The organism is Erythrobacter sp. 'gip.4 top 5' (genome assembly GCF_056495765.1).
The window spans coordinates 127,894-153,373 of record NZ_CP200270.1; the positions used below are offsets into that span (position 1 = coordinate 127,894).

Here is a 25,480-nt window from a genome sequence, read left to right on the forward strand (position 1 = left end):
CACGTCACAGCGGCGTGAAGGTCACCTTCAGCCCGTCCTTGGGCTGCGGGATCGGCCAATCCTGCCAATCGGGATTGTAGCCTGCCGCTGCTTCGATCCGGTAACGCTGGAGCAATTGCGCCAGCAGGATCTTGATCTGCATATAGGCAAAGTGCAGGCCAAGGCACATATGCGCGCCGCCGCCGAACGGCACCCAGGCATATTTGTGGCGGGCCTTCACCTGATCCGGCGTGAAGCGCATGGGATCAAAGGCGAAGGGATTGTCCCAGTACTCCTCCGAATGGTGGGTCCAGTAGATATTGATCCCCACCATCGCGCCTGCCGGGATGCGATAGCCGCCATATTCGAATTCGCGCAAAGCCCGCCGCGGCATCGAAGGAACAGGCGGGATCATCCGCAGCGATTCCTTGAAGGCCATTTCGGTCAGGATGAATTTGCCGAGGTCATCGTAATCCAGTGCCCGCGGCTCACCCGAACCATCCGGACCGCCGGTGACCGCCATGATCTCCGCGCGCAGTTTCTCCTGCCATTGCGGGTTGGTGGCGAGGTGATAGATCAACGATGTGGCCGACGACGTAATCGTATCATGCGCGGCCATCATCAGGAAATTCATGTGATCGACCACTTCGTCCGCCGGCAGCAAGCTGCCGTCCTCGCGGGTCGCGGTGGCGAATTGGCTGAACATGTCCTGCCCGCCGCCCTCGGCGCGCCGCCGCAGGGTTTCCTTGGTGAAAAAGTCGACCAGAAACGCCCGGCCGTCGACGCCTTTCTTCATCCGGGTGAAAGGCAAGGGCTTGCGCACCGGCGCGACCGAGGCTTGCACCATGTCAACGAAGGCTTCGTTGATCCTGTCAGCCTCCGGCCCCCAAGGCAGCCCGATGAAGCTCTCTGCCGCGAGATCGAGGGTCAGCTTCTTGATGTCCGGATAGAACAGCCTTGGCCCCGCCCAGCCCGCCACTTCGCGGGCGATCCCGCGGTTTAGTGCGCCCGAATAATGGCGCATCGGTTCCGGCTTGAACGCGATTGACAGCGCGCGGCGATCAATCCGGTGATGGTCGAAATCCAGCAGCATCAGCCCGCGCGGGAACAACTGGTCGAGCACCGGTCCCCAGCCCTGCTGGGACGAAAAAATCTTGTCCTTGTTGAATAACAACAGCTCGTTGGCCTCGGCACCCAGCAACGCAATCTGCCAACCGCCAAAGGCGCGGTTGCGATAAACCTTGCCGAATTTGGCGATCCGTTTGGCGACAAAGCCATGCGGATCGGCCAGCATCTTGAGGGTGTTGCCCACCAGCGGCCAACCACCCTCACCGGGGATATGCGCCAGATCGGCTTCGGTCAGGTTGCCCTCGCCCCAGTGCCGGAACGGCGCGGTTTCGGTCGTTTTCGGCGCGGCAAGGGTGGCCATGTCAGATTATGCTCCGGTGAAAGTTCGGATTCGCAACTGACTCTGGTGTAAATAATCGAAGGCGTCAAATCCAGCCGGAAAGCTCGCGGTTCAGCAAGGCTTCGATCATCGCCAGCCCGTCATCCGAGGTGTTGAGGCATTCGAGCACGGCGTAATCTTCACCGCCGTGTTCGACGAACTCGTCGCGGCCCTCCAGTGCCAGTTCTTCCAGCGTCTCGACACAATCGGCGGAAAAACCTGGGGCGGCCACGACCAACCTTTTTGTGCCTTTGTCGCCTTCAGCCATCAAGGTCGTATCGGTGGACGGTTCAAGCCACGCCGCCGGGCCAAACCGGGACTGGAACGTGGTTTCAAACCGCACGCCGGCAAAGTCGGGACGTTTCGCCAATTCTTCCCGCAGCAGGCGCGATGTTTTCGAACAATGGCAAAAGTACGGATCACCCTTTTCAAGAGTTTGCTTTGGCATCCCATGGAAACTGAGCATCATCACTTCAGGCTTGAAGGTGAGGTCACGGACCTGACGCGTCAGGTCATCGGCAAGCGCGGTCAGATAGACCGGGTTGTCGTGATAGGGCGGCACAAAGCGCAACGCGGGCTGCCACCGCTTGTTGGCGAGCACGCGCGCGACTTCGTCGAACACAGTCGCGGTGGTGGCTGCACAATATTGCGGATACATCGGCGCGATCAGGATCCGGTCGCAGCCGGCTTTCATCATGGCGTTGAGCCGGCTTTCAATCGAAGGGTTGCCGTAACGCATGGCGTAATCGACCTTCACCGTGTCGCCAAACCTGCCGACCATCGCCTCGGCCTGGCGGGCGGTGATGTCGGCCAGCGGGGACCCCCGCTCGGTCCAGATCTTGGTGTAGGCTTCCGAACTTTTGCGGGGCCGCGTGTTGAGAATGATCCCGCGCAGGATCAGTTGCCACACAATCGGCGGGATCTCCACCACGCGGCGATCGGACAGGAACTGCTTGAGATATTTTTTGACCGATCCCGGATCAGGCCCATCCGGCGTGCCAAGATTGATCAGCAGCACGCCGATAAGGCCGCTGGACACAGGGGGGTGATCGCCCGGAAGGCGCTGGGTCTGCCAGGTCATAGCCCGCCTAACGGTCGGCAGGCATTTCGTTTCCGGACAAAGTCGATCGTCCGAACGGAGTGTTGCAAAAATGTGCGGGTCATATGCCGTCCGAAAGTAAGGGCAGTCGTCTAAGGCGCAAGCCTGTAGCCGAAAACAGCGCATTGGCAATCGCGGGCGGTGCAACGACGGCGCCCAATTCGCCGGGGTCGGCGGGCGGCGCTTCGCTGGCCATGAATTCGATTCGCATTTCGGGACAATCTGCAAGAGTCGGCAGGCCGAGCGGAGCATCCTCGCCGCCCTCGGGCAGGCCGCCACGCAGCCTGACGGCATTGCCCAATGCGATGCCGATGCCGAACACAAGGCCGCCTTCGATCTGCTGTTTGGCGATGTCATGATTGACGATCCGGCCGATATCGGCTGCGGCCGAAAGCCGGATCACCCGCACCCCGCCTTCGCCCTGCCGTGCAGTCGCCACACAGGCTATGCGCGCAGCTTCCGGCCCTTCGCCGATGCGGGCGCAGGCGAGGCCCTGCCCGCTCTGGTCCGCGCCGCCATCCCACCCCGCCAGTTGCGCCGCGCGCTGCAGACAGGCGGCAAGACGCACATCACTCCCCAGCATCGACATTCGGAAGGAAAGCGGTTCGCGCCCGTTCTCGGCAGAGATCTCGTCGATAAAACTCTCGATCGCAAAGGTCGTCGGGCCGTAAGAATTGCCGCGCACCCGCCCGACCGGCAGGCCGATCTCGACCGGGACGTGCTCGACCAGAACGGCGGGCAATTGATAGGGCGGCACCGCGCCCTCGCAGGCGAGCGGATCGGGCTTGCCCGTCGTTTCGCGGATTGCGGCCATGCTGGTGAGATTGCCAAACAACCGCTTGCCGAATTCCAGCATCGCGGGCGGCGTCGCGATGCGGATCCGCATGGCGTCGATCGCGCCTCCGGTGCCATCAGCCCCGCCCTTGGCAATCTGCGCGCCGAGCAGCATCCACGCAGGCGCGCGCGGGCGCGAACGGATCAACGCGTCGCGGCGCGGCCACGTCAGCTGGACCGGGCGACCAAGTTCGCGGGCAATCAGAGCAATTTCGATCGCCTGGTCATGTTCCAGCCGCGCATCGAAACTGCCGCCTGCCGGCATGGGGTAAAGCGCGACATCCTCAGTCGAAATACCGATCGCGCGGGCCGCCGCCATCCGCGCCTGCTCGGGCGCCTGCGATGCGATCCACAGGTCCAGCCGCCCATTTTCATAGCGCGCGGCAGCGCACGTGTTTTCGACCGGCGCAGGATAGGCAGCCTCCACTTCGTAACGCCGCCCGATGTCCACCCGCCGCAGCGCCTCAGCGCCAAAGCCGGTTTCAGCAACCACAAAGGCCTTGCCGCCCGTCAGCACAGTTCCAAGCCGGGCGGCGATTTCATTGCTGTTGACCGGCGTGGCGGTTGAAAAACGGGGCTTCATCGCGGCAAGTGCGCTTTCAGCGGTCCACCAGGTATCGGCCGCTACCGCAAGCCACCGGTTGCTTTCGACAATTCCAGCCAGTCCCCGAACGCCACCGGCAGCATTGCGGTCAAAACCGGTCAGCTCTGAACCATCGGTCGGCCCATGCCGGATTGAGGCGAACACCATGCCCGGCAGGCGCACATCGCCGGCAAAGCGGTAGGAGCCATCGACCTTCGACGGCAAATCGATGCGCGGAAACGCAGGCGCGCCATCGACATCGGCGGGCAGCGGCTGTTCGCGCGGAGGCTCCGGACGCAGCGACGCAGGATCGGGCGGCGTGTATCCGGCGGCAGCCTGTGCCAACTCGCCAAAACTGGCGCGCTGATCGTTGAAGCTGACGAAACCGTTTTCGACCTGGCATTCTTCCCACGCAACACCCCAGCGTGAGGCCGCCTCTTGCGCCAGCATCGACCGCGCCGCCGCAGCAGCTTCACGGCAGGGTTGCTCATAGGCCTCAAGCGCGGTTCCAGCGGCTGTGGCATTGAACCGCTGTGACTGAGCAAACCGTGTGGCCATCAGCCTATCGGCGCTATCAGAAAGGCCTGCAGCGAACGGATCCCACAGCGCCATCCATTTGCGCGCCAGTGGAATATTGGCATAGGCGCCCGAAATCGGTGCGGGCTCGACCGCCACCTGCCGCCAATCCGCGCCTAGTTCATAGGCGACGATCTGGGGCAGCAGTGTCGAAATACCCTGCCCCATCTCGATCTGCGGCACGGCGACTGTCACCACGCCGTCATTGGCGATCTTGAGCCAGGCACCGAACACCTGTTCGCCTTTGGCCGCCACCAGCGGGGTGCGATAGCTGCGCGGCATCAACCACCATGCCACCACAAGCCCGCCGCCCGCTGCAGCGCCCACCAGCAATCCGCGCCGCGAGATCGGCATTCCGCTAAACCGTCCCGGTATCGAGCCAGCGCGCCAGCCGTTCGGCAATGGCGCGGAAGGGTGCGGCTGTCTCGTCATCGCCAGCGGCAGGGGGCTCCCCTTTGTCCCCTGCGATTCGGGTCGCGAGGGTCAGGGGCACTCGGCCCAGAAACGGGATTTCCAGCGCAGCCGCGAATTTCTCCACTCCGCCCTGACCAAAGGGATCGCTGATCTCGCCACAATGAGGGCAGGCATAGCCCGCCATGTTCTCGACCAGCCCGATGATCGGCACCTCGCCTTGTTCGAACAATTGCCCGGCACGGGCAGCGTCAATAAGCGCAAGACCCTGCGGCGTCGAAACCAACACCGCGCCATCGGGTTTGTGGGCCGAGAGCATGGACAATTGCACATCGCCCGTTCCCGGCGGCAGATCGACCAGCAGCAGATCGGCGTCACCCCAGTCGGCATCGACCAACTGGGTCAAGGCCTTGCCCGTCATCGGTCCGCGCCATGCCAGCGCCTTGCCCGGCGCGACGATGTGACCCATCGACAGCACCTTGACACCATAAGGACTGTCAATCGCCACCAGCTTGCTACCGTCCGGCGTGGCGCTGGGCTTGATTCCTTCGGTTTTGAGCAGCTTGGGCTGAGAGGGTCCGTAAATATCGCCATCAATTACGCCGACCTTGCGGCCCATCCGCGCCAGCGCCACCGCAAGGTTCGTGGTCAGCGTCGATTTGCCGACCCCACCCTTGCCAGACCCCACCGCGATCAGCCGACGGCGGCGCCGTTCACCCGTCAATGCAAGACGCACCTCATCGATTTCGGCCAAGGGCATCAGGCTTTCAGTGATCGCGGCCTGCAATTCGGCACGGGCAATTTCGGACATGTCGCCTGCTTCGGCAACGATGACTGCGCGGCGCTCGACGATCCGGGCCGACCGGATCCGATGATTCATTTCAGGCGTCAGAACGGCCCGGATCAACGTCTCTTCAGCGCCGGGCTGGCGGGCGGGCGAAGGGTGCGAATTGTCGGACTTGTTCATTGCGCCACGCCTCTACCATCAAATTCACGCAGGGGACCCCTGTTTTTCACCAGAACGCGTGCCTATAAACACCTTATGCAAAGATTTGACGGCTGGAGAGAACGTCTTGGTGGTGGCCTGAAGGGTCTAGCCATGGCTGGTAAAAACAACCCCTGGGGCGGCGGCGCAAGCGGCGGCGAACCCGGCGATGGCGGGCCTTCGGGCGACGGCGGAGCGGGCGGGAGCGATGGCGGCGGCCCGCGCAATCCGTGGCTCCCTGGCGGCAATGGCGGCGAAGGAAAGCGGCGCTCTGCCAGTATCGAGGATATTTTCAAAAACCGCGGCCCCGAAGGACCGCGCCGCGCTGGCGGCGGCGGCGGACCGACGTTCCGTCTGCCCGAGCGTCCGGGCGGCAAAAGCTGGGTTCCTTTGATCGTTGCTGGCACTGCGCTGGTTTGGGTTGCTTTCAGCAGCGTACACTTCATCCAACCAGGCGAGCAGGCCGTGGTGACGTGGTTCGGCGGAAAGTATTCGGACACCCTTAACTCAGGAACGGAATTCACCGCGCCTTGGCCGATCAACATGGTCACCAAGGAAAACGTGACACAGGTACGGCTGGAGGAAGTGCCCGGCACCAAGACCGAAAAGCTGATCCTGACGGGCGACCAGAACCTCGTCGATCTGTCTTATCTTATCCGGTGGAATATCTCGGATCTTGCGCTGTACCAGTATCAACTCAACGACCCGCGCAACGCCTTGCTGGAAATCGGCGAGGCGGCGATGCGCGCCGCTGTGGCGCGGCAGAACCTTGATGCAGTGCTGACCGGTGCGGGCCGTGCGGAGATTGAGCAGGACGTGCGCACCGCGATGCAGGCCCGGCTTGATGCCTATCGTTCCGGAATCACCGTGCAGGGTATCGAAATCAACAAGGTCGATCCCCCCTCGCAGGTCGAAGAAGCGTTCAAGGACGTGTCCTCCGCGCAGCAGGATGCCGACGCCGCGATCAACCGCTCGCGCGCGGTGGCGCAGCAGACCCTCGCCCGGGCACAGGGCGATGCGAGGGAATTCGATGATATTTATGCAGAATACCGGATGGCGCCCGAAGTGACGCGTCGCCGCCTGTATTATGAGACCATGGAGCAGATTCTGGCCAAGACTGACAAGACGATCGTCGAAGGCGGCAATGTAACGCCCTATCTGCCGCTGCCCGAACTCAAGCGCCGTGCACAGGCGCCCGCGCCGTTGCAGGGGGAGTAAGACCATGACCAGCCTGTTCCAAAACTACAAGGCGCTGCTCATCGGCGGCATCGTGGTGTTCATCGTCGCTCTGTCCAGCCTCGTGATCGTACCGGAAACGCATCAGGCCGTGGTTATCCGCACTGGTAACCCGGTCCGCGTCATGAACCAGTTTCGCCCCGATGAGCCCTATGGCTCAACCGGAGCGGGCATCAGCCCGCGCATTCCCTTCGTGGAAGAAGTGCGGATGATCGATCGCCGCGTGCTCGATCTTGATATGGAGCGCACCCAGGTGCTCTCGCGCGATCAGCAGCGCCTCCAGGTCGATGCCTATGCCCGTTATCGCATTATCGATCCGGTCAAACTGGTTGAGAAGGCCGGGACAGAAAGCGGGCTTGAAGCACAGTTGCTGCCGATCCTCACCTCGGTGCTGCGGCAGGAACTGGGCCGCGTGCCCTTTGCAGCGCTGATCAATGCCGAACGCGGCACATCGATGACCAACATCACCCGCACGCTGGATGCGCAGGCCCGCAACTATGGCGCGCAGGTGCTTGATGTGCGGATCAAGGCCGCCGATCTTCCTGAAGGCCGCCCGCTGGACGCTGCTTTCACCCGGATGGAAACCGATCGCCAGGAAGAAGCGACCACCATTCGTGCCGCAGGTCAGCGTGATGCGCAGATCATCCAGGCTGAAGCTTCGGCAGAGGCCGCGCGCATCTATGCCGATGCTTACGGCAAAGATCCGCAGTTTTACGACTTCTATCGCGCCATGCAGAGCTACCGCAAAACCTTCCTTCAGGGTGAAGGCCAAAGCAGCATGGTATTGTCCGAAGACAACGAATATTTCCGCCAGTTCAAGGGTGAACGCTGAGCAATCGACCAAGTGCTGACCGACCGCGCTGAATGGCGCGGGCGTTCAATCAGCGTTCAGCCGAAAAATGGGCAATTGGGGCCATCAACCGGCCCGTGAGGCTGGCCCCAACAAAGGCTTTCAGGAACGCGGCAGTAACCCTGCGCATTCTTGCCAAGAACAAGGACCATGAGGACGTGAACAAAGTGCGCTATGTATACGGACTGACAAGCGCGTTGCTGGTGGGCGGCGCCACGATATCGCTTATAACCGGATCCCCCGTCGGCGCGCAGGTTGCTCAAAATGACGATGCCGTCATGGAGCGGGTGGTACCGATCGCTGGGGCCCCTGCGAGCTTCGCCGATCTCACCGCGCAGTTGCAACCTGCCGTGGTCAACATCGCCACGCGCCAGCGGGTGGAAGTGGCCAATAATCCCTTTGCCGGCACGCCCTTTGCCGAACTGTTCAACCGGCGCGGCGGCGGTGGCAATGGCCAACCGCAAACCCGCGAAGCGCAGTCGCTGGGATCAGGCTTCATCATTTCGGCCGATGGCTATGTGGTCACGAACAACCACGTGATTTCGCCGCCCGATACGCGTGCGAAGCTCGAATCGATCACTGTAACCCTGCCCGATGGCACCGAATATGAAGCCGATCTGGTCGGCGCGGACGCTGCGTCTGATCTTGCGGTCCTTAAGATCCGTGCCAACCGGAACTTCCCCTTCGTCCGTTTTGGCGATTCGAGCGCGTCACGCGTCGGGGAATGGGTGGTTGCGATCGGAAATCCGTTTGGCCTTGGTGGCACTGTCACCAGCGGAATCATCTCGGCCGTTTACCGCAACACCGGTCAAGGCGGGCCGTATGATCGCTACATCCAGACCGATGCCAGCATCAACCGTGGCAACTCCGGCGGGCCGCTGTTCGATATGCGCGGGAACGTGATCGGTATCAACAATGCGATCTTCTCGCCTTCAGGCGGCAGCGTCGGCATTGGTTTCGCCATTCCTGCCGAAATCGCAGCACCGATCGTCGAGCAGTTGCGTGATGGCCGTGAGATTGAGCGCGGCTACCTCGGCGTGCGGCTCCAGCCGATTGACGAGGATCTTGCCGCATCACTCGGCCTGCCCAAGCGCCGCGGCGAATTGGCCCAGACGGTTGAAGAAAACAGCCCCGCCGGTAAGGCTGGGTTACGGTCAGGCGACATCCTGACCAAGGTCAACGGGCAAGATGTGACCGCCGATCAGACGGTGTCATTCCTCGTCGCCAACCTTCAGCCTGGCACGACTATCCCGGTCGAAGTGCTGCGCGACGGCAGCCGGAGGGCCATCAACGTCACGCTCGGCAAGCGTCCGAGTGAAGCAGAACTACAAGCCCAGGCGCAAACCTTCGATCCTGAAGCAGAAGAGCCTATGGCGCCCGGTTCATCGGACGGCACGATTGAGCAGAAATTGGGCCTGCAGGTCACCCCTTTGACCCCTCAGATTGCCCGCTCGCTCGGCGTGCCGGCCGACCTCAAGGGCGTGGTGGTTGCTGCGGTAGATGCCAACGCCGATGCGGCCCGCAAGGGGCTGCGCCGCGGTGACATAATCTTGTCGGCCAATTATCAAGCCGTCACGTCGGTTGAGGAACTGCTGGCGCAGATCAACGCTGCCGCCACGGAGAACCGTGAAGCACTGTTGCTACGTGTCCAGCGCCGCACGCAGCCGCCAGCGTTTATTGCCGTGCGGATGCGCTGATCCGCATCAGCGCCGAATAGAACAAAAGGAAAAGGCGCCTGGAGCAATTCCCGGCGCCTTTTTTGTTTGTGGCGCTGTTATTCGCTCTGTGGGAATACCTGCTGTGGCGGGACGCGGCGCTGTTCGCGTTGCGGCCGCGGGATCTGCGGGGGCGGCAGCGCGCCACCAGTAGCCTCCTCAAGGAAATCCTGGCTCGCTGCCGGCGGGGCATTGGCCCCACGTCCGCGCCCTCGCTCACGATCACGTTCGCGATCACGCTCGTCTTCCTGACCGAAGGTATCAATGTCCGGTTCGCGGCGGCCAGACTCGATCATGTTGCCCTGCTCGTCGATATAGTAATACTCCTCGGGCTCGCCGAACATCGCTTCCTCGTCGGGCTCAAGCTGCCATTCGGGCAGTTCGAGCGTGACATCAAATTCCTCCACCGGGCGGCCCCTGACGGCATAGCGCATATAGGCGGCAAAGGCCTGCGCCGGCGCGCGTCCACCCTGCAGGCCCGGCACCGCCTTGGCATCGTCACGCCCCATCCAAACGCCGGTGGTGATGCCGCTGGAAAACCCGATGAACCAACCATCCTTGTTCGACGATGTGGTCCCCGTCTTGCCTGCCACCGGGCGTCCGATCTGTGCCGCACGGCCCGTGCCGGTCTGCACCGCAGCCTGTAGCAAATCGGTGATCCCGGCGACGACGTAGTCCGGTATCACCGGAGAGTTTGTGACACTTTCGCGCTGAAACAACAGCTCGCCACTGGCGCCGGTCACCTTGGTGATGCCATAGGGCGCCACGTTTATCCCTTTGGCAGCGATCCCGGCAAAGGCCTGTGTCATCTCCATGACCCGCATTTCCGAGGCACCCAGCACCATCGAAGGATTGGTATCGACCTTCGAATTGATCCCGAACCGGCGTGCCATCGAAGCCACCGTGCCAAAGCCGACTTCGTTGCCAAGCTGAGCTGCCACCGTGTTGATCGAATAGGCAAAGGCGGTGCGCAAATCGGTTGCGCCAACATTACGACCGTTCGAATTGCGCGGGCTCCATCCATCAATCGTCACTGGCGTGTCATTGACGGTATCTTCAGGCTTGTAGCCCGCTTCCAGCGCGGCAAGATAAACAAACAGCTTCCAGGCGGAGCCGGGCTGACGCATCGCAGTGGTGGCGCGGTTGAAGTTGCTTTCAACATAATCCGTGCCGCCCACCAGCGCCAGAATCGCCCCGTCACGGTCAAGACTGACCATCGCGCCTTGTGCGCCATTGGGGGTGTTGGCTTCGATCGCGGCGGTCGCGGCGCGCTGCATCCCGATATCGAGCGTGGTCCACACCTCGATCGGCTCGTAGGTTTCAGGCAGGATGATATCGAGCTGCGGCAGCACCCAATCGGTGAAATACCGCACCGAGTTCTGCCCCGACTGCTCTTTGAGCTGCACGGCGCTGACATCGACCAGGGCTTGGTCTGGCGTCACATAGCCCTGCTCCTGCATCAGGCGCAGCACGACCTGCGCGCGGTCTACAGCGGCCTGGACATCGGCGGTGGGCGAATACTGGCTGGGCGCTTTGACAAGGCCTGCGATGATCGCAGATTCTTCGATACTCAGCTCGGTCGCGGGGTGGCTAAAGAATTTGCGGCTGGCACTATCAATGCCATAGGCCCCGCCACCGAAATAGACCTTGTTGAGGTAGAGTTCGAGGATCTCCTCCTTGGAGAACTGCCATTCGAGCGCCATCGCCAACACCGCTTCACGCGCCTTGCGATCCAGCGAGCGGTTGTTGTTGAGAAACAGGTTGCGCGCCAGCTGCTGGGTGATGGTCGACGTGCCGCCAAGCCGCGCGCGTGAACCGGTCACCCCTTCGATCAGCGCCCCTGTCAGTCGGACCGGATCGACGCCAAAGTGCGAATGAAAGCGCTTGTCCTCCACCGCGATCATCGCGTTGGTCATGTTTCGCGGGATTTCATCGTAAGTGAGCCATTCGCCAAAGCTCGGCCCGATTTCGACCAGCTCGCGCCCATCACGGGCGCGGATCACGATGGTCTGCCCCGGCTGCGTTGCCTGAAGGGTCGAATAGCTAGGGAGCGACTGCGCTGCAAAACCAACAGCAAAGGCAAGGAACACAATAGCCAGCACAGCCAGCGCCGAACCCCAGACCACGAACCGCTTCATCCAGACCCAACCGCGCCAACGCGGCGCGCCTTGGCTCGTTGCTGTGGACGAGGCGGATCGCTCGCCCGCGGATCGCCTATGTCCGCGCGCGCCTTTGTTCTGCAACCGGTCACCCCGTTTCGACATTGTCTGAGCCTATCTGAACCCCACCACACCGCACTGGGATGCGCGCCTTGCATAAGCAAGTTGTAACCGGGAATGAACCCGACCTGCTCACGCTCTCCACGGACAATGGTGCGGGAAGCCTAATCGTCGGCGGGTGTGAAGATCAGCGCGGCCGAATTGATGCAATAACGCAGGCCTCCCTGCTCGGGCGGACCGTCGGGGAAGACATGGCCCAGATGCCCGCCACACTTGCCGCAGCGCACTTCGGTGCGGACCATGCCGTAGGCGGTATCGCGGTGCTCCTCGACCACTTCGGCGTCGGCAGGCTTGGTGAAAGCAGGCCAGCCACAGCCGGAATTGTACTTGGCCGTCGAATAGAACAGCTGCGTGCCACACGCCGCGCAAGTGTATTCACCCTCGTCATAGAACTTGTCATATTCGCCGGTGAAAGCGCGTTCGGTGCCGGCCTCGCGCAAAACGTGATATTGCATCGGCTCCAGCTTTTCGCGCCATTCAGCGTCCGTCAGGCTGCGGGGGTCTGGGTTGTCCATGAAATGTCCTCTCTGCTCGCGCCTAATATTGGCGCAACAGGGACAATGCGCAAGCACCGGTAGCTTGGCGCGCTATCCATCCACCTGCGCGTAATGCGGCGGCGGCTTGATCGATTCCATCCGCTCGGTGAGCAGCGGGCGAAAGCTCGGGCGGCTCTTGAACACGGCGTACCACCCACGCGATTGTTCGTGGCCTGACCAGTCGATCCCGCCAAGGTAATCCGCCACCGAAATCTGCGCCGCAGCGGCCAAATCGGCAAGACTCATGGTGGATCCGGCCACCCACGGCCGATTGTCGATCAGCCAGTCGAGATAGTCGAGATGGCCGTGCGCCATCTTCATCGCATTGCGCAGCGCGCCGCTGTCGGGCGGCTGGCGCATAATCCGCTTTTTCATGCGTTCGGAAAGCAAGGGGGCGGTAACATCGGTGTAGAAGTTCTCGTCAAACAGCGCGACCAGCCGGCGGATTTCAGCGCGCTGGGCCGCAGTGCCATTGATCATCGGATTGCGATCGACCGTTTCCTCGAAATATTCCGCGATGGCGCGGCTATCGGGAATGGTGATGTTCTTTTCCGGATTGACGATCACCGGAGTGCGTCCGGCCGGATTAAGATTGAAGAACGCATCCGACGCCGACCATGGGTCCTCACGCACCAGATCGAACGGCACATTCTTTTCGCTTAGCAGCAAGCGGATCTTGCGGCTGAAGGGACACAACGGGAATTGATAGAGGAGCCACATAAGTCGCAGAGCTGTGGCGTATTTTGACGGGCAAATCCAGCGCGCCGCGTGCGCAACGGGGGAGTATTCAGAGCTTGGCGGCTTCTAGCATCAACAGACAGGTCGGCATGATCGTTTGCACCTCGCCACTGGCGGAAAGCGCCTGCGCTTCCGCATTGGCAAGCGCGGCGATACCAGCCCGGTCGGCCCCGGTTGCGTCCATCAATTGCGCCAGCGCCCGGACAAAGAATTCCCGTCCTCGCACCGTCATATCAGGCCATTGCTTCGCTTGGCGATCGCCGGCCGCCTGACCCTGCGACACTAGTGCAAAAGCGGCCGCGCAGCGCAGCAGCGCCCGGTTTTCCTGAGAGAGCGGCGCCGGGTCTGGGGTGGCCGGGGCTGGAGCGGGCTGCAGCGCCAGTGCGGCGGCAAGGAGCGTTGTAATCATGCCCCCTCCTATGCCCTGCCAGATGAACCCGGCGCTACCGGAAACGACATTGCGGGCGCGCCAATTCCGTCCTAATCCGCAACCTGTCTTATGAGAGGAGACCTATTTTCATGTTCAGTCACATCATGGTCGGCACAAACGATTTCGACCGGTCCAAGGCGTTTTACGATACCGTGCTTGCCACGCTGGGCGCTGGCCCCGGCAACATCAATGAAGCGGGCACAGGCCACAAGCGTGCGTTCTGGTTCCACAATGGCGGGATTTTCGCCATCAGTCAGCCGATCAACAACGAAACGGCGGCTTGCGCCAATGGCGCGACTGTCGGCTTTGCGTGCGACTCGTTGGAGCAGGTGCAGGCCTTCCACGATGCGGCCGTGGCCGCTGGCGGCACCTCGATCGAAGACGCACCCGGCCCGCGCACCGGCGCGATGGGCACGTTGAACCTTGGCTATGTGCTCGATCCCGATGGTCACAAGTTGTGCATGCTGCACCGCGTCGGCTAACCTTCCACGTTCACTGACGTGAACGGCAGACCCCCCGCCCCACCTCCCCACCCGGCCACCATAACATAGTGGTACTGTTGGTGGCCGGGTGGGGCGGGGGGTCTGCGCCACCGAAGGTGGCTTAACGACTAAGTTCAAACACCGCGAATTCGGCGCGCCAGTTTGCGGCTGGCGCGCCGATTTGCAGTTCATTGGCAAAAAACCACGCCCGCTCAATCCGCGCGCCCTTGATACGCGCAAGATCGCGGAAGTCCTCCACCGTGACGTGGTGGATATTTTCGGTTTCGAACCAGCTCACCGGCAGGGCGCGGGTCACCGGCATCCGCCCGCCAAACATCAGCGCCAAGCGGGTGCGCCAGTGCGCGAAATTGGGAAACGACACAAACGCACGCCGCCCCACCCGCAGCAACTCATCAAGCATCAGATCGGGCCGCGTCGCTGTCTGCATGGTTTGGCTGAGGATCGCGTAATCAAATGCCTTGTCAGGATAGTTCGCAAGGTCGTGATTGGCGTCACCCTGCACGACGCTCAAGCCCCGCGACACGCAGCGTTCAACGAGTGCGCCATCGAGTTCCATCCCCCGCGCATCGCAGCCGCTGTTGCTTTCCAGCGCTGCCATCAGCGCCCCGTCACCGCAGCCGATATCCAGCACCCGGCTGCCGGGCGTGACATGGGCCGCGATCGCCGCGAGATCAGGCCGCAGCGTCATTCGACAAACCCCCTCACCACCCGGTCAAGCTGGTCGTGCTCCAGCAGGAAGCTGTCATGCCCATTGGGCGCGGACAATTCCACGAAGCTCACCTTGGCGCCCGCCGCGTTCAGCGCGTGGACCACGTGCCGGCTTTCCGCAGAAGGGTAGAGCCAATCGGTATCGAAGCTGACAATGCAGAACCGCGCCTGCGTGCCGGCAAAGGCGTTCGCCAGCTTGCCGCCATGTTCCTCGGCAATATCGAGGTAATCCATCGCGCGGGTGATGTAGAGGTAGGAGTTGGCATCGAACCGCCGGGTGAAGCCGCTGCCCTGATACCTCAGATAGCTTTCCACCTGAAATTCGGCATCGAAGCCGAAGCCCTTGGCCTCCCGGTCCTGCAAGCGGCGGCCAAACTTCTCAGTCAGGCCCGCTTCGGACAGATAGGTGATGTGCGCCGCCATGCGCGCCACGGCGAGGCCATTGTCGGGCCGCGCGTCGGTGGCGTAGTAATCGCCGCCCGCCCAGGCCGGATCAGCCATGATCGCCTGCCGCCCGACTTCGTGAAAGGCAATGTTCTGCGCTGAGTGCCGCGCCGTCGAGGCGATCACCAGCACCCGCGCCGCCCGCTCCGGCCAGTTGGCGGCGAGGCTGAGCGCCTGCATCCCGCCCATCGACCCGCCCACCACGGCGTGCAATTGCGCAATGCCCAACCCGTCCAGCAACGCGACAGCTGCGCGCACCATGTCGCGGATGGTGATGACGGGGAACCGCATCGCATAGGGTTGGCCATCGGGTGCAAGGCTCGCCGGGCCAGTCGATCCCATACAACTGCCGATGACATTGGCGCAGATCACGAAATGGCGGTCTGTGTCGATCGGCTTGCCCGGCCCCACCATCCGCTCCCACCAACCCGGCTTGCCGGTGATCGGGTGCGGGCTGGCGAGGTACTGGTCGCCGGTCAGCGCATGGCAGACCAGCACCGCGTTGCCCTTGTCCGACGCCAGCGTGCCATACGTCTCGTAGGCGATCTGCGCGCCTTCGAGCGCCTGTCCGCAATCCAGCGGCAGGGGCTGGGGGATCGCATAAGCCTGAGAGACGGGAGCGGTGTTCATTTGAGGCAGCGAATTGGGGGACCGCCTTGCCTGTGTCAATCATCGCCACCGGCCTTGCCGTTTTCGCGCTGTATTCGCGGACGCAAACTGGCTATCGCGCCAGCCTTATGTCCAAGCCTCAAACCATACCCCGGCCAAAACCCTGGATCAGTGCGATCCACGCTTATGTCCCGGGCAAGTCCAAGTCGGCGAGCGGCAGCCCACTGACCAAGCTTTCCGCAAACGAGAACCCGCTCGGCGCCAGCCCGGCGGCGCTCGCTGCGTTGTCGGAAGGCCACAACCCGTCTGACTACCCCGATCCCGACGCACGGGCCCTGCGCGAGGCGATCGCCGTCGTGCACGGGTTAGACGCGGACCGGATCGTCTGCGGTACAGGCTCTGGCGAATTGCTGCATTGCGCGGTCCAAGCGCTGGCGAGTGTCGGAGACGAGGTGCTGGCTTCGCGTTACTCGTTCTCGCTCTATCCATTGCTGGCCCAAAAGGTCGGGGCGACCGCGGTGTTTGCCGATGACGAAGGCTATGGGGCGAGCGTCGACAATCTGCTGGCGGCGGTCACGCCTGCGACGAGGGTGGTGCTGCTCGACAATCCGAACAATCCGGTCGGCAGTTACCTGCCGCCGCACGAGGTCGCGCGCCTGCACGCGGGTCTGCCGTCTGACGTTCTGCTGATCGTCGACGAGGCTTACGGCGAGTATATCGACCCGGCGCATCAGCACGCCGCGTTTGAACTCGCCGCGCAGCACGGGAACGTGCTGGTCAGCCGTACCTTTTCCAAGGCTTACGGCCTAGCGTCGGAGCGGGTCGGCTGGGTCACGGGTGCGCCGCATCTGATCGACCTCGTCAACCGGCTGCGCGGCGCGTTCAATGTCTCGGTCAGCGGACAGAAGGCGGCGCTTGCGGCGATGGGCGATCAGACGTTTGTGGCCGCCAGCCGCGAGCACAACAGCGCCGAACGTGAGCGGCTGGAAGGTGCCATCGCGGCGCTCGGCAATCATGGCCTCAGCGCCTCGCCCAGCGAAGCCAATTTCCTGCTGGTGCATTTCGAGGGCGAGGTGACTGCAACGCAGGCGGTCGAGGCGCTGTCAGAAGCGGGATACGCCGTCCGCCATCTGCCCTCACAGGGCCTGCCCAATGCCTTGCGCATCACCATCGGCAAGACCGAGGACATGACCCGCGTGATCGCGACCCTTCGCACGCTGTGCGGGGAGGCCGCGTGACCATTGCGCGGGTCGCGATCATCGGCCTCGGGCTGCTGGGCGGCTCGATCGGGTTGGCGGTCAAGGCTCGCGGCCTCGCCATCGTCACCACCGGCTGGGACCGCGACGCCGCTGTGCGCGCACGCGCAGGCGAGCGCGGGCTGGTGGGGCAGGTGTTCGACCGGGCCGAGGATGCCGTGGCCGATGCCGATCTGGTGATCCTGTGCGTCCCCGTCGGCGCGATGGGCGAGGCGGCTACAGCGATTGCGCCGGGCCTCAAGCCAACCGCGATCATCAGCGATGTCGGCTCCTCCAAGGCCGCCGTTGCCGCCGCGCTCACGGCCGCGTTGCCGGGCGCCTGCATCATCCCCGCCCACCCTGTCGCAGGCACCGAACAGAGCGGGCCCGACGCGGGCTTTGCCACGCTGTTCGCCGGCCGCTGGTGCATCGTCACCCCGCCCGAGGGCTGCGATCCAGCGGCGCTCGAAGCCCTGTCCGACTTCTGGACCGCGCTCGGCTCCAAGGTCGAGTTGATGGACGCCGCGCACCATGATCTCGTCCTCGCCGTGACCAGCCACATCCCGCATCTGATCGCCTACACCATTGTGGGCACCGCCAGCGATCTGGAGGATGTGACGCAAAGCGAAGTGATCAAGTATTCCGCCGGGGGTTTCCGCGATTTCACCCGCATCGCCGCTTCGGACCCGGTGATGTGGCGCGATGTGTTCCTTACCAACCGAGGCGCGGTGCTGGAGATGCTGGGGCGCTTCAGCGAAGACCTCACCGCGATGCAGCGCGCGATCCGTTCCGCCGATGGCGATGCGCTGTTCGACCTCTTCACCCGCACCCGCGCGATCCGGCGGCAGGTGATCGAACAGGGGCAGGACGACGAACGTCCCGATTTCGGGCGCGAACACGGAACCTGACCGCGCCCGCGCCGCTCCCCGCGTCCCCCGCCACCCCCGGACTGTGCTTCTGCTGCTGTTGGAGACACATGAGACACTGTCCTGAACCGGAAAAAGCCCAGCACCTTGCACAGACCCCCGCCGGGCAGCCTTGCCTTGTGGCAAAATCGGATTTTGCGCGCATCATCCGCGCCGCGCTGACAGGTCGCGACAGTTTAGGAAAGATGGTCGGCTTTGTGGGCTGTCGAGAAAAACCTGCCGTTCGGGAAGCGACCCCGTTTCGGTCATTCAGCACCTTTAAGATATGGCGGTTGCCTATTTCGCGACCCGCTTTTCTGCCTTGGCTACCAACAACAAAAGTATCGCACGCCAACCCGTCTTACCGTAACAGGATGGCTACCGGTCTGTCGATCTAGCGCTAACGAGCCGGATGTTCAGCCGGGTCAAGGTGTGGTCGATCGTGATTCTTGTTCGTCGCTCCTGACAGTCAATTGCTGCCGCGTTTCTTCAGACAAATCAAACCAGTTCGAAACTGTTACCCATTCGTTGTAAACACGTCTTCCATTCTGATCATGCAGTCGCAGTCGAAGATATGGTCCGGTTTTCAAAGCGGCCTCGCCAAATCCCTGGTTCCTAGGGTTTTCATCAACCAGTTTGCAGTCACGAACGCGGTCCCGTCGCAGCACAAAGCACCGAAGCACCGCGACTCCGCTGATCCCATTCTTGACGGCTTCGGAGGGATAGAACTCCCTGCCTTTGGAAAAATCCATGCTGGGCGCCCATGACACCACGAAATTGGTGCCTCGTGGCCACTCTGCTCCGACACCGGCTTCTGGGCTGTCTCCCGCTCCTCGTCTGCTGCCTATACGATCGTTGATCCCTACTTCCGAGCTATCATTCGAGCCGGTCGATGACTTGGCGAAATGTGCCTGAACACTCTGAGATTCTTTGCTTTCACTCGGTGTGACAAGGTAACCGGGAAGTGGAGGGTTGGACTGGTCAAGCGGCGCCAGGCGGACGGGTTCAACTACAGATGGCGGATCGGAAATCGGAGCGATTGCATCCCGCGCTTTTGCTTGAGCGGTATCGCCGGGACTGCTTTCTGAGTCGGTCAGAGTGCTATTAGCTTCGGCAGCCAGTTCAGTATGAACTTCTTTCGTCAAACGAATAGAGGTGAAGACAACCCCCTGATCTTTGCCCCCAAGTTCACTCAACTCGCTAATACCAAGTCCCATTGATCAGAACCCATGCGCCCATTGGCGCATGCCGATGGACATGATGCGCCAGGGCTGATCGACGAGCTTGTTCCAAGCGAAGCAGCAATGGTCGACGATGTCGTCGTAGGATGAGAAGATGCGGTTGGAGAGCCAGTTGTCGCGCATGAACTGCCAGACGTTTTCGACGGGGTTGAGCTCCGGGCACCTGGGCGGCAGCGGCATGAGAGTGATGTTGGCGGGCACGACCAGTTCCGCCGAGCCATGCCATCCGGCCTGATCGAGGATCAAGACGGCATGCGCCCCCGGCGCGACGTGGAAGGCGATCTCTTCGAGGTGCATGCTCATGGCCTCGCTGTTGCAACGGGGCATGACGATGCCAGCACCCTTGCCCTCGGCGGGACAGATGGCCCCGAAGATCCAGGCTGAGGCCCGGCGCTGGTCTTTGGGCGCACAGGGCCGGGTTCCGCGCTTGGCCCAGCGGCGGGTGAGCTTGGTCTGTTGGCCTATGCGCGCCTCATCTTGCCACCACAGTTCTATCGCGGTGCCGTGCGGCAAGGATAGTCGGATTTTTGCCAACTGGCCTGCGAAGTTTTTTTAAAATCGGCAATGTCATCCGCTTTCTGGCCACGATGACGAGGGCGGGCCGAGAGCTTGCGGAAGCCCAGCGCGCGCATCTCACGGCTCAGCGTCTGTTTGGTAATCGACAGGCCAAACTCATCCCACACCCACTGCGCCAGATCGATGAGACGCCAGCGGACAACCCCGTGCGCCGCAGGAATCGGGCCTGCTTCAACTTGCTGCGCAAGAGCGCGGCGCTGCTCATCGCTCAGAATCGAGACTTTGCCGGGGGCCTTGCGTGACATCAGCCCGTCCGGGCCATCAGCATTGAAGCGGATCACCCAATCCCGCACGACCTGCAGCGTCACGCCAGCCGCTTTGGCCGCTTCGCTCCGGCTGCTGCCGTCCAGGATCAAGCCCAACGCCAACAACCGCCGTACCTGATCCGGATCGTCACATCGTCGGGAAAATCGGCTCAAATCCCGCGAAGTGAAATCTGATCGAACACCAATCGCCGTCGCCATCGCAAGCCTCCTCGTGCTTGCTCCGGTGAATCAGAAAATCAGCGCCTTGGAAATCCCCCATGAGTCAGCCTCATCGGGATTTGGTATAACAGAGCTGACAACGAACAGGCTGAACATTGCGCAAGTCGCTAAGCAGGAAAGCACCAATGCTAAACCCCTTTCAGGGGGCGAAGCCACCAATCGTTGCTGGGGTGGTGCAAGATTTGAAGTCACAGCGGCCGGAAACATGGCGCTTATGGGCTCCCGCGTTGGATTATCCGTTTACGTTGGCTCAAACCTTCCCGACTGCGACAAGACAAGCTTGAAACCCACCTCAGCCTTGTAGTTTAAGCTGTTCAATGGATAGGAAACCGTTCGTGTATCGTTGATTAATAGCGGTTTTTGGGGGTCCCGTAGCAAAGACGTAGCGTTGCTTACCCATGGCTCCCAGCTCCTCGATCACAGGTCAAGCTAGATCACAAGCCGCCGTTCAGTAATCCACCCGCTTCCGGTCATTCACGCCGCCGCCGCGTTCGCCTGATAGCGGACATCACGGATGCGAGCCTATCCGTTCAACGCATTGATCGCCGCATGGACCCGCGCCTCGACATCCGCGCGCGGCAGGCCCGCCGGGATTGCCTCGCCCACCTTGTAGGTGATCTGGCCTGGGCGTTTCACGAGATGATGGTAGGTCCGCGCGCTATCCACCGCGATCGGCACAACCGGCAGGCGCAGCAGCTTGTACAGCCCGGCAAAGCCTGCCTGCAACGGCTGGCGCTGGCCCGGCGCGACCCGCGTGCCTTCGGGAAAGATCACCAGCGGACGGCCCTCGCCCACGCGCTGCTTGGCCAGCGCCAGCATGGCGCGCAAGGTCTTGGCCCCTTCGCCGCGCGCCACCGGGATCAGGCCATAGGTCAGCGCCGAGTGGCCCCAGCCCGGAATGCTGAACAGTTCCTGCTTGGCAAACACCGCCGGATGTTCAAACAGGCGCGGAGTATCGATCGCCTCGAAGAAGCTTTCATGCTTCACCGCGATCAGCACCGGCCCGTGCGGCAGCGCGCCATCCAGCACCACCTTGATACCGAGCAGGTTCTCGACGCACCACAGATGCCACTGGCCCCACGTCGCCACCACGCTCCGCAACCCGTCCCTGCGCATGATGATGGCCATCACCGAAGCGATCACCAGCAGGATCGAACCGCCATAGAACAGCACGTAAAAGACGAGCGAACGCAGCGCGGCCCCAAGCCAGTTCAAAGGTCCACCAGACCCGCCGCACGGCTCGCGATCAGCTTGTGATATTCGAGAAACAGCGTGCCCAGATCGGGCCGCGAGGGCACTGAATCGCGGATCACTGTGACAGACGCGGGCAATGTCCGGTCAAGCTCGCCCGCAGCGCGGCGCATGTGCCAGTCGGTCGTCACCAGCCTCAGCGAGCGCACTTCGTTCTGCGCAACCCATTTGGCAGTTTCAGCCGCGTTGGAACGGGTATCGACCGCCGCAAAGCCAAGCGTCACACAGCAGGCCATTTGCGTTTCCGAAACACTGAACTCGGCCGCGAATTCGCCCGGCTTGACCTCGGGATCGACACCGCTGACCAGCATCTTTTTGGCAAGGGCCTTGTCCAGGACCTCAAGCCCGCGGGCGATCCGCCCCGGCCCGCCTGTGGGTACGATCACGGCATCGGTTGTCACGGCTTCGCCCGCCGGTTGCGGCAAAGCCACAACAAACCACAGGAAACCGATCACCCAGACCAGAAACATCAAAGAGACAATACGCCGGATCATTGCGCCGTGGCCTAAAGCATGTCGCGCAAGGCAAAGGCAATGGTGATCCGCGCTGTCACCAAGGCCAACAGCACACCAGCCAGGGGAATTGCTGCGATTGCGAGCCAGTCGGCCAGCGCCAGGCCCCCGCCGCCCACCATTCCGCTATCGAGCGCCGCAAATTGCTGGCCGAGCAGCCATACCGCGCCCACACCCAGCGCCGTGCCCACAGCCGCGCCGAACACCGCTTCGCGCAGCACATCACGCAGGAACACCGCCGACATCTGCCGCTCACTTGCCCCCAGAAGGTGCATGATCTCAACTGTCTCGCGCGCGCTGGCAAAGGCATTGCGCGCCGCCAGCCACACCGCCGCTGCCGTCGCCAGCGCGACCAGCGCAATCAGGCCGAGCGCCAGATATTGCAGCGCCGCCAGCGCGTCATACACGGGGCGCAGCCAATCGCCTTGCGCATCGACGCGGACGCCCGGCACTTCGGCAGCCAGCGCGGCTTCGATCTGTACGATGTCTGCAGGCCCCACGTTCCCGGTCAACTCGACATCAATCAGCGCCGGAATCGGGACATCGGCGCTCGTCACGCCCTGGCCAAGCCAGGGTTCGAGCAGCGCGGCAAGCTCGGCCTCGGGCACCAGCCTGACAGCCTGCACGCCCTCGATCCGGGTCAGCACCGTGACTGCCGCCGCAGCGCGCTGGTTGCGCACATCAGGGTTGGCCTCAATCACCTGCACGCTGACTGCGCTGGAGAGGTCTCCCTTTGCGTTGGCAGCGAGGTTGCGCAGGGCGAGGCCTCCCGCTGCCGCCATCACCACCAGTGCGATCAGGATCGCGATGACCCAGGGGATCGGCCCCGTCAGACGCGCCGGAGGCAGCAGCCGCGCCGCCGCCCGCCCGCGTGGACGCGCAGGCACGGCCTCGGCCGTGTCGCTTTCAGGCGCAGCGGGGAGCGGTGGCTGCGTGCTCAAACGGGCCCGCCTCCACCCGGCGTCACCGCCCGCGGCGGGTAGCGCAACGCGCCGGTCGGATCAGACAGCTGGCCTTTATGCAGCCGCATAATCAGCGAATCCGGGACTTTCTTGAGCAGGTGAACATCGTGAGTCGCGACCACCACTGTTGTCCCCACACGGTTGTTGAGGGATTCGAACAAACGCAGCAGTTTCAACGCCATGTCCGGGTCGACATTGCCGGTCGGCTCATCGGCAATCAGCATTTTGGGCCGCCCGATCACCGCGCGTGCGATGGCGACCCGCTGCTGCTCGCCACCCGACATCGTCGCCGGCACGGCATGGGCGCGGTGCGACAAGCCCACCCATTCGAGCATATCGGTGACCGCCTTGACGACCTTCTTTTCATCCGTACCCGCCAGCCGCAGAGGCAGCGCGACATTGTCGAAGGCGGTCAAGTAAGGCACCAGCCGGAAGTTCTGGAAGACGACACCAAGTCGCCGCCGCAAATCCGGCAGGCGACCGCGCGGCATGGTGATGAGATCCTGCCCGAACATCCGGATCCCGCCGCGCGAAGGCCGCTGGGCCAGGTACAGCAGTTTCAGCAGACTGGTCTTGCCCGCACCGCTGGCACCGGTCAGAAAGTAGAAACTTCCGGGATAGAGCGTGAAGCTGAGATTGCTCAGCACCTCAGGATCCGTGCCGTATCGAAGTCCGACATTGTCGAATTTCACGATCTCGGCAGGGCGCTTGGTCATGCTGCGCACCTATCAGTGGCGCAGGCACGAAGGAAGCGGGAGATCGCAATCCTGGTCAAGATCAGACGATTTACGCCCCGCAATGTGGAAAACAGCGCGTAAATAGGGGGCATAAGCGCTGTTGCCCTTGTGCGCGGGTGCGCGGTGACTATGCAGTTTGTGACATGATCATCGCTTGCCCAGCCTGCGGCACCCGTTACGCGGTTCCCGATACTGCCATCGGCAGCGAAGGGCGCACCGTGCGCTGTGCCAAGTGCAAGCATAGTTGGTTTCAGGAGCCTCTCGAAGCGACCGAGGGCGTTGCGCCTCAGGCACCCGTCCCATTGCCACAGGCCGAGCCTGCGACCTCCGTTGCGCAGCCGCAGACGCAAGGCCCTGCGTCGGTCACTGCGCCGCCACCGGCCCCGGCATCCGGCCCGGCGCCCGCCCGGGAACCAGCGCGGCCATCGCCAACTCAGCCGCAATCCCCACCGCCGCAACCCTCGCCGGCACCCGAGCCCCAGAGCGATGGTCCATCGGTCAGCCACTGGCGCTCACCCGAAGCACCGCCCGTCGTCCCCTTTAACGAAACGTCTGCCCCGGTCGCGGCACGGGCGCTTCGCCGTGGCCTGAACGCGCGCGGAGAAACGGAAGTTACGCCGGAGCCGGCCGTTGCGCAGCAGTCTGCCATTGGCGAAGACATTACCGATCCCCCGGATGATGAGAACGGCAACGGCGGCTCGCAATTCGATTATCGCGCACCCTTTACCCGGCGGCGCAACGCGCCGCGGATGTGGACCCTGGCAGCGGCCCTCTTTGCCGCACTGGCGCTGGGCACCGTAGCGGCGGTCAATTACTACGGTTTGCCTGACTGGGTTCCGATCAGCCGGCCGACCTTCGGCGTCAGCCGCCCGGGCCTTGAACTCGATTTCCCAGCGGCAGAGCAGAAAAAGCAGGTTCTCGAAACCGGTGAAGAAATCTTCGGGGTTCGCGGGACGATCACCAATAATGCGCGCGAGAGCATGGATGTGCCCAACCTGCTGGTGGTATTCAGCGACCGCCGCGATCGCGATATTGGCGATTGGCCCGTCACACCTGCCAAACGCCGCCTCGCTCCTGGTGAGACTGTCACCGTGACGCAAGCCATCACCAATATCCCGCCGGGCGCAGCCAAGGCAGCAATCGGTTGGGCCCCTAACTGACGCCCTGTGGGCTTGGGCATTGTGCGCCATCTTCAAAGAGCTTGCGCAGCCCCAAACCCCTTGCTAGGGGCCCGCTCCTACCGAAGGGCTGGCTTGATGGCCGGCCCTGCAAACCCGAGTGCGGTCGTGGCGGAATTGGTAGACGCGCAACGTTGAGGTCGTTGTGGGCGAAAGCCCGTGGAAGTTCGAGTCTTCTCGACCGCACCAGACAGTAAGTCCTTGTTATGCAGGTATTTTTCCTTCGCGGGCGATGCCGAGAAAGCGCGCAGTTCTGCGCCCTTCCGGCCCTCGAAACACCCACAAGTGTGTCAGAGACGGCTCTACGAGCTCTTTATCATACCGAAATCTCGGCCGGTTCTCTGCGCCTGAAAAACTGACCGCAAGTCGCTGTAGCGTGTGGCCAGAGCATGTCTCCGAAATCGCGCACGACTCTAAGCATGGGCATGGAGTTGTC

The 25,480-nt window shown here is 62.7% G+C and carries 23 protein-coding genes and 1 tRNA gene; 8 read left to right on the top strand and 16 right to left on the bottom strand.

Annotated elements, in window-relative coordinates:
• Positions 1–4: 4 nt before the first annotated feature.
• From ACRANW_RS00720 to ACRANW_RS00735, 4 genes are all read right to left on the bottom strand, one after another.
• The gene (locus ACRANW_RS00720; RefSeq protein ID WP_479432666.1) at positions 5–1,408 is read right to left on the bottom strand and encodes a cytochrome P450; all 1,404 of its coding nucleotides are present in this window, start codon (positions 1,406–1,408) and stop codon (positions 5–7) included.
• Between the two features lie 64 nt (positions 1,409–1,472).
• Positions 1,473–2,507 (bottom strand): ferrochelatase, encoded by a 1,035-nt coding sequence (hemH, locus tag ACRANW_RS00725; RefSeq protein ID WP_479432667.1) that lies wholly within the window; start codon positions 2,505–2,507, stop codon positions 1,473–1,475.
• Positions 2,508–2,586: 79 nt separating this feature from the next.
• Positions 2,587–4,872: a xanthine dehydrogenase family protein molybdopterin-binding subunit gene (locus tag ACRANW_RS00730; RefSeq protein ID WP_479432668.1), complete on the bottom strand. Its 2,286-nt coding sequence runs from the start codon at positions 4,870–4,872 to the stop codon at positions 2,587–2,589.
• Positions 4,873–4,876: 4 nt separating this feature from the next.
• The gene (locus ACRANW_RS00735; protein ID WP_479432669.1) at positions 4,877–5,896 is read right to left on the bottom strand and encodes an Mrp/NBP35 family ATP-binding protein; all 1,020 of its coding nucleotides are present in this window, start codon (positions 5,894–5,896) and stop codon (positions 4,877–4,879) included.
• A 132-nt stretch (positions 5,897–6,028) separates the two neighbouring features.
• Here ACRANW_RS00735 and hflK point away from each other — a divergent pair, with 132 nt between their 5' ends.
• The 3 genes from hflK (at position 6,029) to ACRANW_RS00750 (ending at position 9,697) form a co-directional block, all read left to right on the top strand.
• The gene (hflK, locus tag ACRANW_RS00740) at positions 6,029–7,132 is read left to right on the top strand and encodes a protease modulator HflK (RefSeq protein WP_479432670.1); all 1,104 of its coding nucleotides are present in this window, start codon (positions 6,029–6,031) and stop codon (positions 7,130–7,132) included.
• A gap of 4 nt (positions 7,133–7,136) precedes the next feature.
• Positions 7,137–7,982, top strand: a complete 846-nt coding sequence (hflC, locus tag ACRANW_RS00745) for a protease modulator HflC (protein WP_479432671.1) — start codon at positions 7,137–7,139, stop codon at positions 7,980–7,982.
• A 176-nt stretch (positions 7,983–8,158) separates the two neighbouring features.
• Positions 8,159–9,697, top strand: a complete 1,539-nt coding sequence (locus tag ACRANW_RS00750; RefSeq protein ID WP_479432672.1) for a Do family serine endopeptidase — start codon at positions 8,159–8,161, stop codon at positions 9,695–9,697.
• A gap of 77 nt (positions 9,698–9,774) precedes the next feature.
• Here ACRANW_RS00750 and ACRANW_RS00755 read toward each other — a convergent pair whose 3' ends face one another.
• The 4 genes from ACRANW_RS00755 to ACRANW_RS00770 all read right to left on the bottom strand — a co-directional run bounded on the left by ACRANW_RS00755 (position 9,775) and on the right by ACRANW_RS00770 (position 13,677).
• Positions 9,775–11,853, bottom strand: a complete 2,079-nt coding sequence (locus ACRANW_RS00755) for a transglycosylase domain-containing protein (protein ID WP_479432673.1) — start codon at positions 11,851–11,853, stop codon at positions 9,775–9,777.
• A gap of 245 nt (positions 11,854–12,098) precedes the next feature.
• Entirely contained in the window at positions 12,099–12,509 is a 411-nt protein-coding gene (gene msrB, locus ACRANW_RS00760; protein ID WP_479432674.1) for a peptide-methionine (R)-S-oxide reductase MsrB, read from the bottom strand.
• Between the two features lie 72 nt (positions 12,510–12,581).
• Positions 12,582–13,250, bottom strand: coding sequence for a glutathione S-transferase family protein (locus ACRANW_RS00765; protein WP_479432675.1), 669 nt, complete (start codon positions 13,248–13,250; stop codon positions 12,582–12,584).
• A 67-nt stretch (positions 13,251–13,317) separates the two neighbouring features.
• Positions 13,318–13,677, bottom strand: a complete 360-nt coding sequence (locus tag ACRANW_RS00770) for a hypothetical protein (RefSeq protein ID WP_479432676.1) — start codon at positions 13,675–13,677, stop codon at positions 13,318–13,320.
• A 110-nt stretch (positions 13,678–13,787) separates the two neighbouring features.
• On the opposite strand from ACRANW_RS00770, the gene ACRANW_RS00775 reads away from it, so the two are divergent.
• Positions 13,788–14,180, top strand: a complete 393-nt coding sequence (locus tag ACRANW_RS00775; RefSeq protein ID WP_479432677.1) for a VOC family protein — start codon at positions 13,788–13,790, stop codon at positions 14,178–14,180.
• Between the two features lie 121 nt (positions 14,181–14,301).
• On the opposite strand, the gene metW is transcribed toward ACRANW_RS00775, so the two are convergent.
• Positions 14,302–14,889, bottom strand: a complete 588-nt coding sequence (gene metW, locus ACRANW_RS00780) for a methionine biosynthesis protein MetW (protein ID WP_479432678.1) — start codon at positions 14,887–14,889, stop codon at positions 14,302–14,304.
• The gene (gene metX / locus ACRANW_RS00785; protein WP_479432679.1) at positions 14,886–15,983 is read right to left on the bottom strand and encodes a homoserine O-acetyltransferase MetX; all 1,098 of its coding nucleotides are present in this window, start codon (positions 15,981–15,983) and stop codon (positions 14,886–14,888) included. The genes metW and metX overlap by 4 nt, the downstream gene beginning before the upstream one ends.
• Before the next feature lie 107 nt (positions 15,984–16,090).
• On the opposite strand from metX, the gene ACRANW_RS00790 reads away from it, so the two are divergent.
• Positions 16,091–17,200, top strand: a complete 1,110-nt coding sequence (locus tag ACRANW_RS00790; RefSeq protein ID WP_479433976.1) for a pyridoxal phosphate-dependent aminotransferase — start codon at positions 16,091–16,093, stop codon at positions 17,198–17,200.
• A complete protein-coding gene (locus ACRANW_RS00795; RefSeq protein ID WP_479432680.1) occupies positions 17,197–18,105 on the top strand; it encodes a prephenate/arogenate dehydrogenase family protein in 909 nt (302 codons plus the stop codon). Before ACRANW_RS00790 ends, ACRANW_RS00795 begins: the two co-directional genes overlap by 4 nt.
• Before the next feature lie 422 nt (positions 18,106–18,527).
• Here the strand turns inward: ACRANW_RS00795 and ACRANW_RS00800 are convergent, their stop codons facing one another.
• The 6 genes from ACRANW_RS00800 to ftsE all read right to left on the bottom strand — a co-directional run bounded on the left by ACRANW_RS00800 (position 18,528) and on the right by ftsE (position 23,845).
• Positions 18,528–19,319, bottom strand: a complete 792-nt coding sequence (locus ACRANW_RS00800; RefSeq protein ID WP_479432681.1) for an energy transducer TonB — start codon at positions 19,317–19,319, stop codon at positions 18,528–18,530.
• A gap of 3 nt (positions 19,320–19,322) precedes the next feature.
• Positions 19,323–20,383 (bottom strand): IS630 family transposase gene (locus ACRANW_RS00805; RefSeq protein WP_479431320.1). Its coding sequence is split into 2 segments (ribosomal slippage): positions 19,323–19,891 and positions 19,891–20,383, totalling 1,062 coding nucleotides; the frame shifts between segments, so codons are not numbered across the junction.
• Positions 20,384–20,926: 543 nt separating this feature from the next.
• Positions 20,927–21,619 carry a lysophospholipid acyltransferase family protein gene (locus tag ACRANW_RS00810; RefSeq protein WP_479432682.1) on the bottom strand — a complete coding sequence of 231 codons (693 nt, stop codon included), beginning with the start codon at positions 21,617–21,619 and terminating at the stop codon, positions 20,927–20,929.
• A complete protein-coding gene (locus tag ACRANW_RS00815) occupies positions 21,616–22,149 on the bottom strand; it encodes a YdcF family protein (protein WP_479432683.1) in 534 nt (177 codons plus the stop codon). Before ACRANW_RS00815 ends, ACRANW_RS00810 begins: the two co-directional genes overlap by 4 nt.
• An 11-nt stretch (positions 22,150–22,160) precedes the next feature.
• The gene (locus ACRANW_RS00820) at positions 22,161–23,108 is read right to left on the bottom strand and encodes a cell division protein FtsX (protein WP_479432684.1); all 948 of its coding nucleotides are present in this window, start codon (positions 23,106–23,108) and stop codon (positions 22,161–22,163) included.
• On the bottom strand, positions 23,105–23,845 hold the full coding sequence (ftsE, locus tag ACRANW_RS00825) for a cell division ATP-binding protein FtsE (RefSeq protein ID WP_479432685.1): 741 nt from the start codon (positions 23,843–23,845) through the stop codon (positions 23,105–23,107). The genes ACRANW_RS00820 and ftsE overlap by 4 nt, the downstream gene beginning before the upstream one ends.
• Before the next feature lie 164 nt (positions 23,846–24,009).
• On the opposite strand from ftsE, the gene ACRANW_RS00830 reads away from it, so the two are divergent.
• On the top strand, positions 24,010–25,026 hold the full coding sequence (locus ACRANW_RS00830; protein ID WP_479432686.1) for a zinc-ribbon domain-containing protein: 1,017 nt from the start codon (positions 24,010–24,012) through the stop codon (positions 25,024–25,026).
• Positions 25,027–25,146: 120 nt separating this feature from the next.
• Positions 25,147–25,233, top strand: a tRNA-Leu gene (locus tag ACRANW_RS00835).
• The last annotated feature ends 247 nt before the right edge of the window (positions 25,234–25,480 follow it).

Bases quoted from the DNA above. Each gene is read 5' to 3' on its own strand.
- ACRANW_RS00720 (WP_479432666.1), bottom strand. From the start codon at position 1,408: ATGGCCACCCTTGCCGCGCCGAAAACGACCGAAACCGCGCCGTTCCGG.
- hemH (WP_479432667.1), bottom strand. From the start codon at position 2,507: ATGACCTGGCAGACCCAGCGCCTTCCGGGCGATCACCCCCCTGTGTCC.
- ACRANW_RS00730 (WP_479432668.1), bottom strand. From the start codon at position 4,872: ATGCCGATCTCGCGGCGCGGATTGCTGGTGGGCGCTGCAGCGGGCGGC.
- ACRANW_RS00735 (WP_479432669.1), bottom strand. From the start codon at position 5,896: ATGAACAAGTCCGACAATTCGCACCCTTCGCCCGCCCGCCAGCCCGGC.
- hflK (WP_479432670.1), top strand. From the start codon at position 6,029: ATGGCTGGTAAAAACAACCCCTGGGGCGGCGGCGCAAGCGGCGGCGAA.
- hflC (WP_479432671.1), top strand. From the start codon at position 7,137: ATGACCAGCCTGTTCCAAAACTACAAGGCGCTGCTCATCGGCGGCATC.
- ACRANW_RS00755 (WP_479432673.1), bottom strand. From the start codon at position 11,853: ATGAAGCGGTTCGTGGTCTGGGGTTCGGCGCTGGCTGTGCTGGCTATT.
- msrB (WP_479432674.1), bottom strand. From the start codon at position 12,509: ATGGACAACCCAGACCCCCGCAGCCTGACGGACGCTGAATGGCGCGAA.
- ACRANW_RS00765 (WP_479432675.1), bottom strand. From the start codon at position 13,250: ATGTGGCTCCTCTATCAATTCCCGTTGTGTCCCTTCAGCCGCAAGATC.
- ACRANW_RS00770 (WP_479432676.1), bottom strand. From the start codon at position 13,677: ATGATTACAACGCTCCTTGCCGCCGCACTGGCGCTGCAGCCCGCTCCA.
- ACRANW_RS00775 (WP_479432677.1), top strand. From the start codon at position 13,788: ATGTTCAGTCACATCATGGTCGGCACAAACGATTTCGACCGGTCCAAG.
- metW (WP_479432678.1), bottom strand. From the start codon at position 14,889: ATGACGCTGCGGCCTGATCTCGCGGCGATCGCGGCCCATGTCACGCCC.
- metX (WP_479432679.1), bottom strand. From the start codon at position 15,983: ATGAACACCGCTCCCGTCTCTCAGGCTTATGCGATCCCCCAGCCCCTG.
- ACRANW_RS00790 (WP_479433976.1), top strand. From the start codon at position 16,091: ATGTCCAAGCCTCAAACCATACCCCGGCCAAAACCCTGGATCAGTGCG.
- ACRANW_RS00800 (WP_479432681.1), bottom strand. From the start codon at position 19,319: ATGGGACTTGGTATTAGCGAGTTGAGTGAACTTGGGGGCAAAGATCAG.
- ACRANW_RS00815 (WP_479432683.1), bottom strand. From the start codon at position 22,149: ATGATCCGGCGTATTGTCTCTTTGATGTTTCTGGTCTGGGTGATCGGT.
- ftsE (WP_479432685.1), bottom strand. From the start codon at position 23,845: ATGACCAAGCGCCCTGCCGAGATCGTGAAATTCGACAATGTCGGACTT.
- ACRANW_RS00830 (WP_479432686.1), top strand. From the start codon at position 24,010: ATGATCATCGCTTGCCCAGCCTGCGGCACCCGTTACGCGGTTCCCGAT.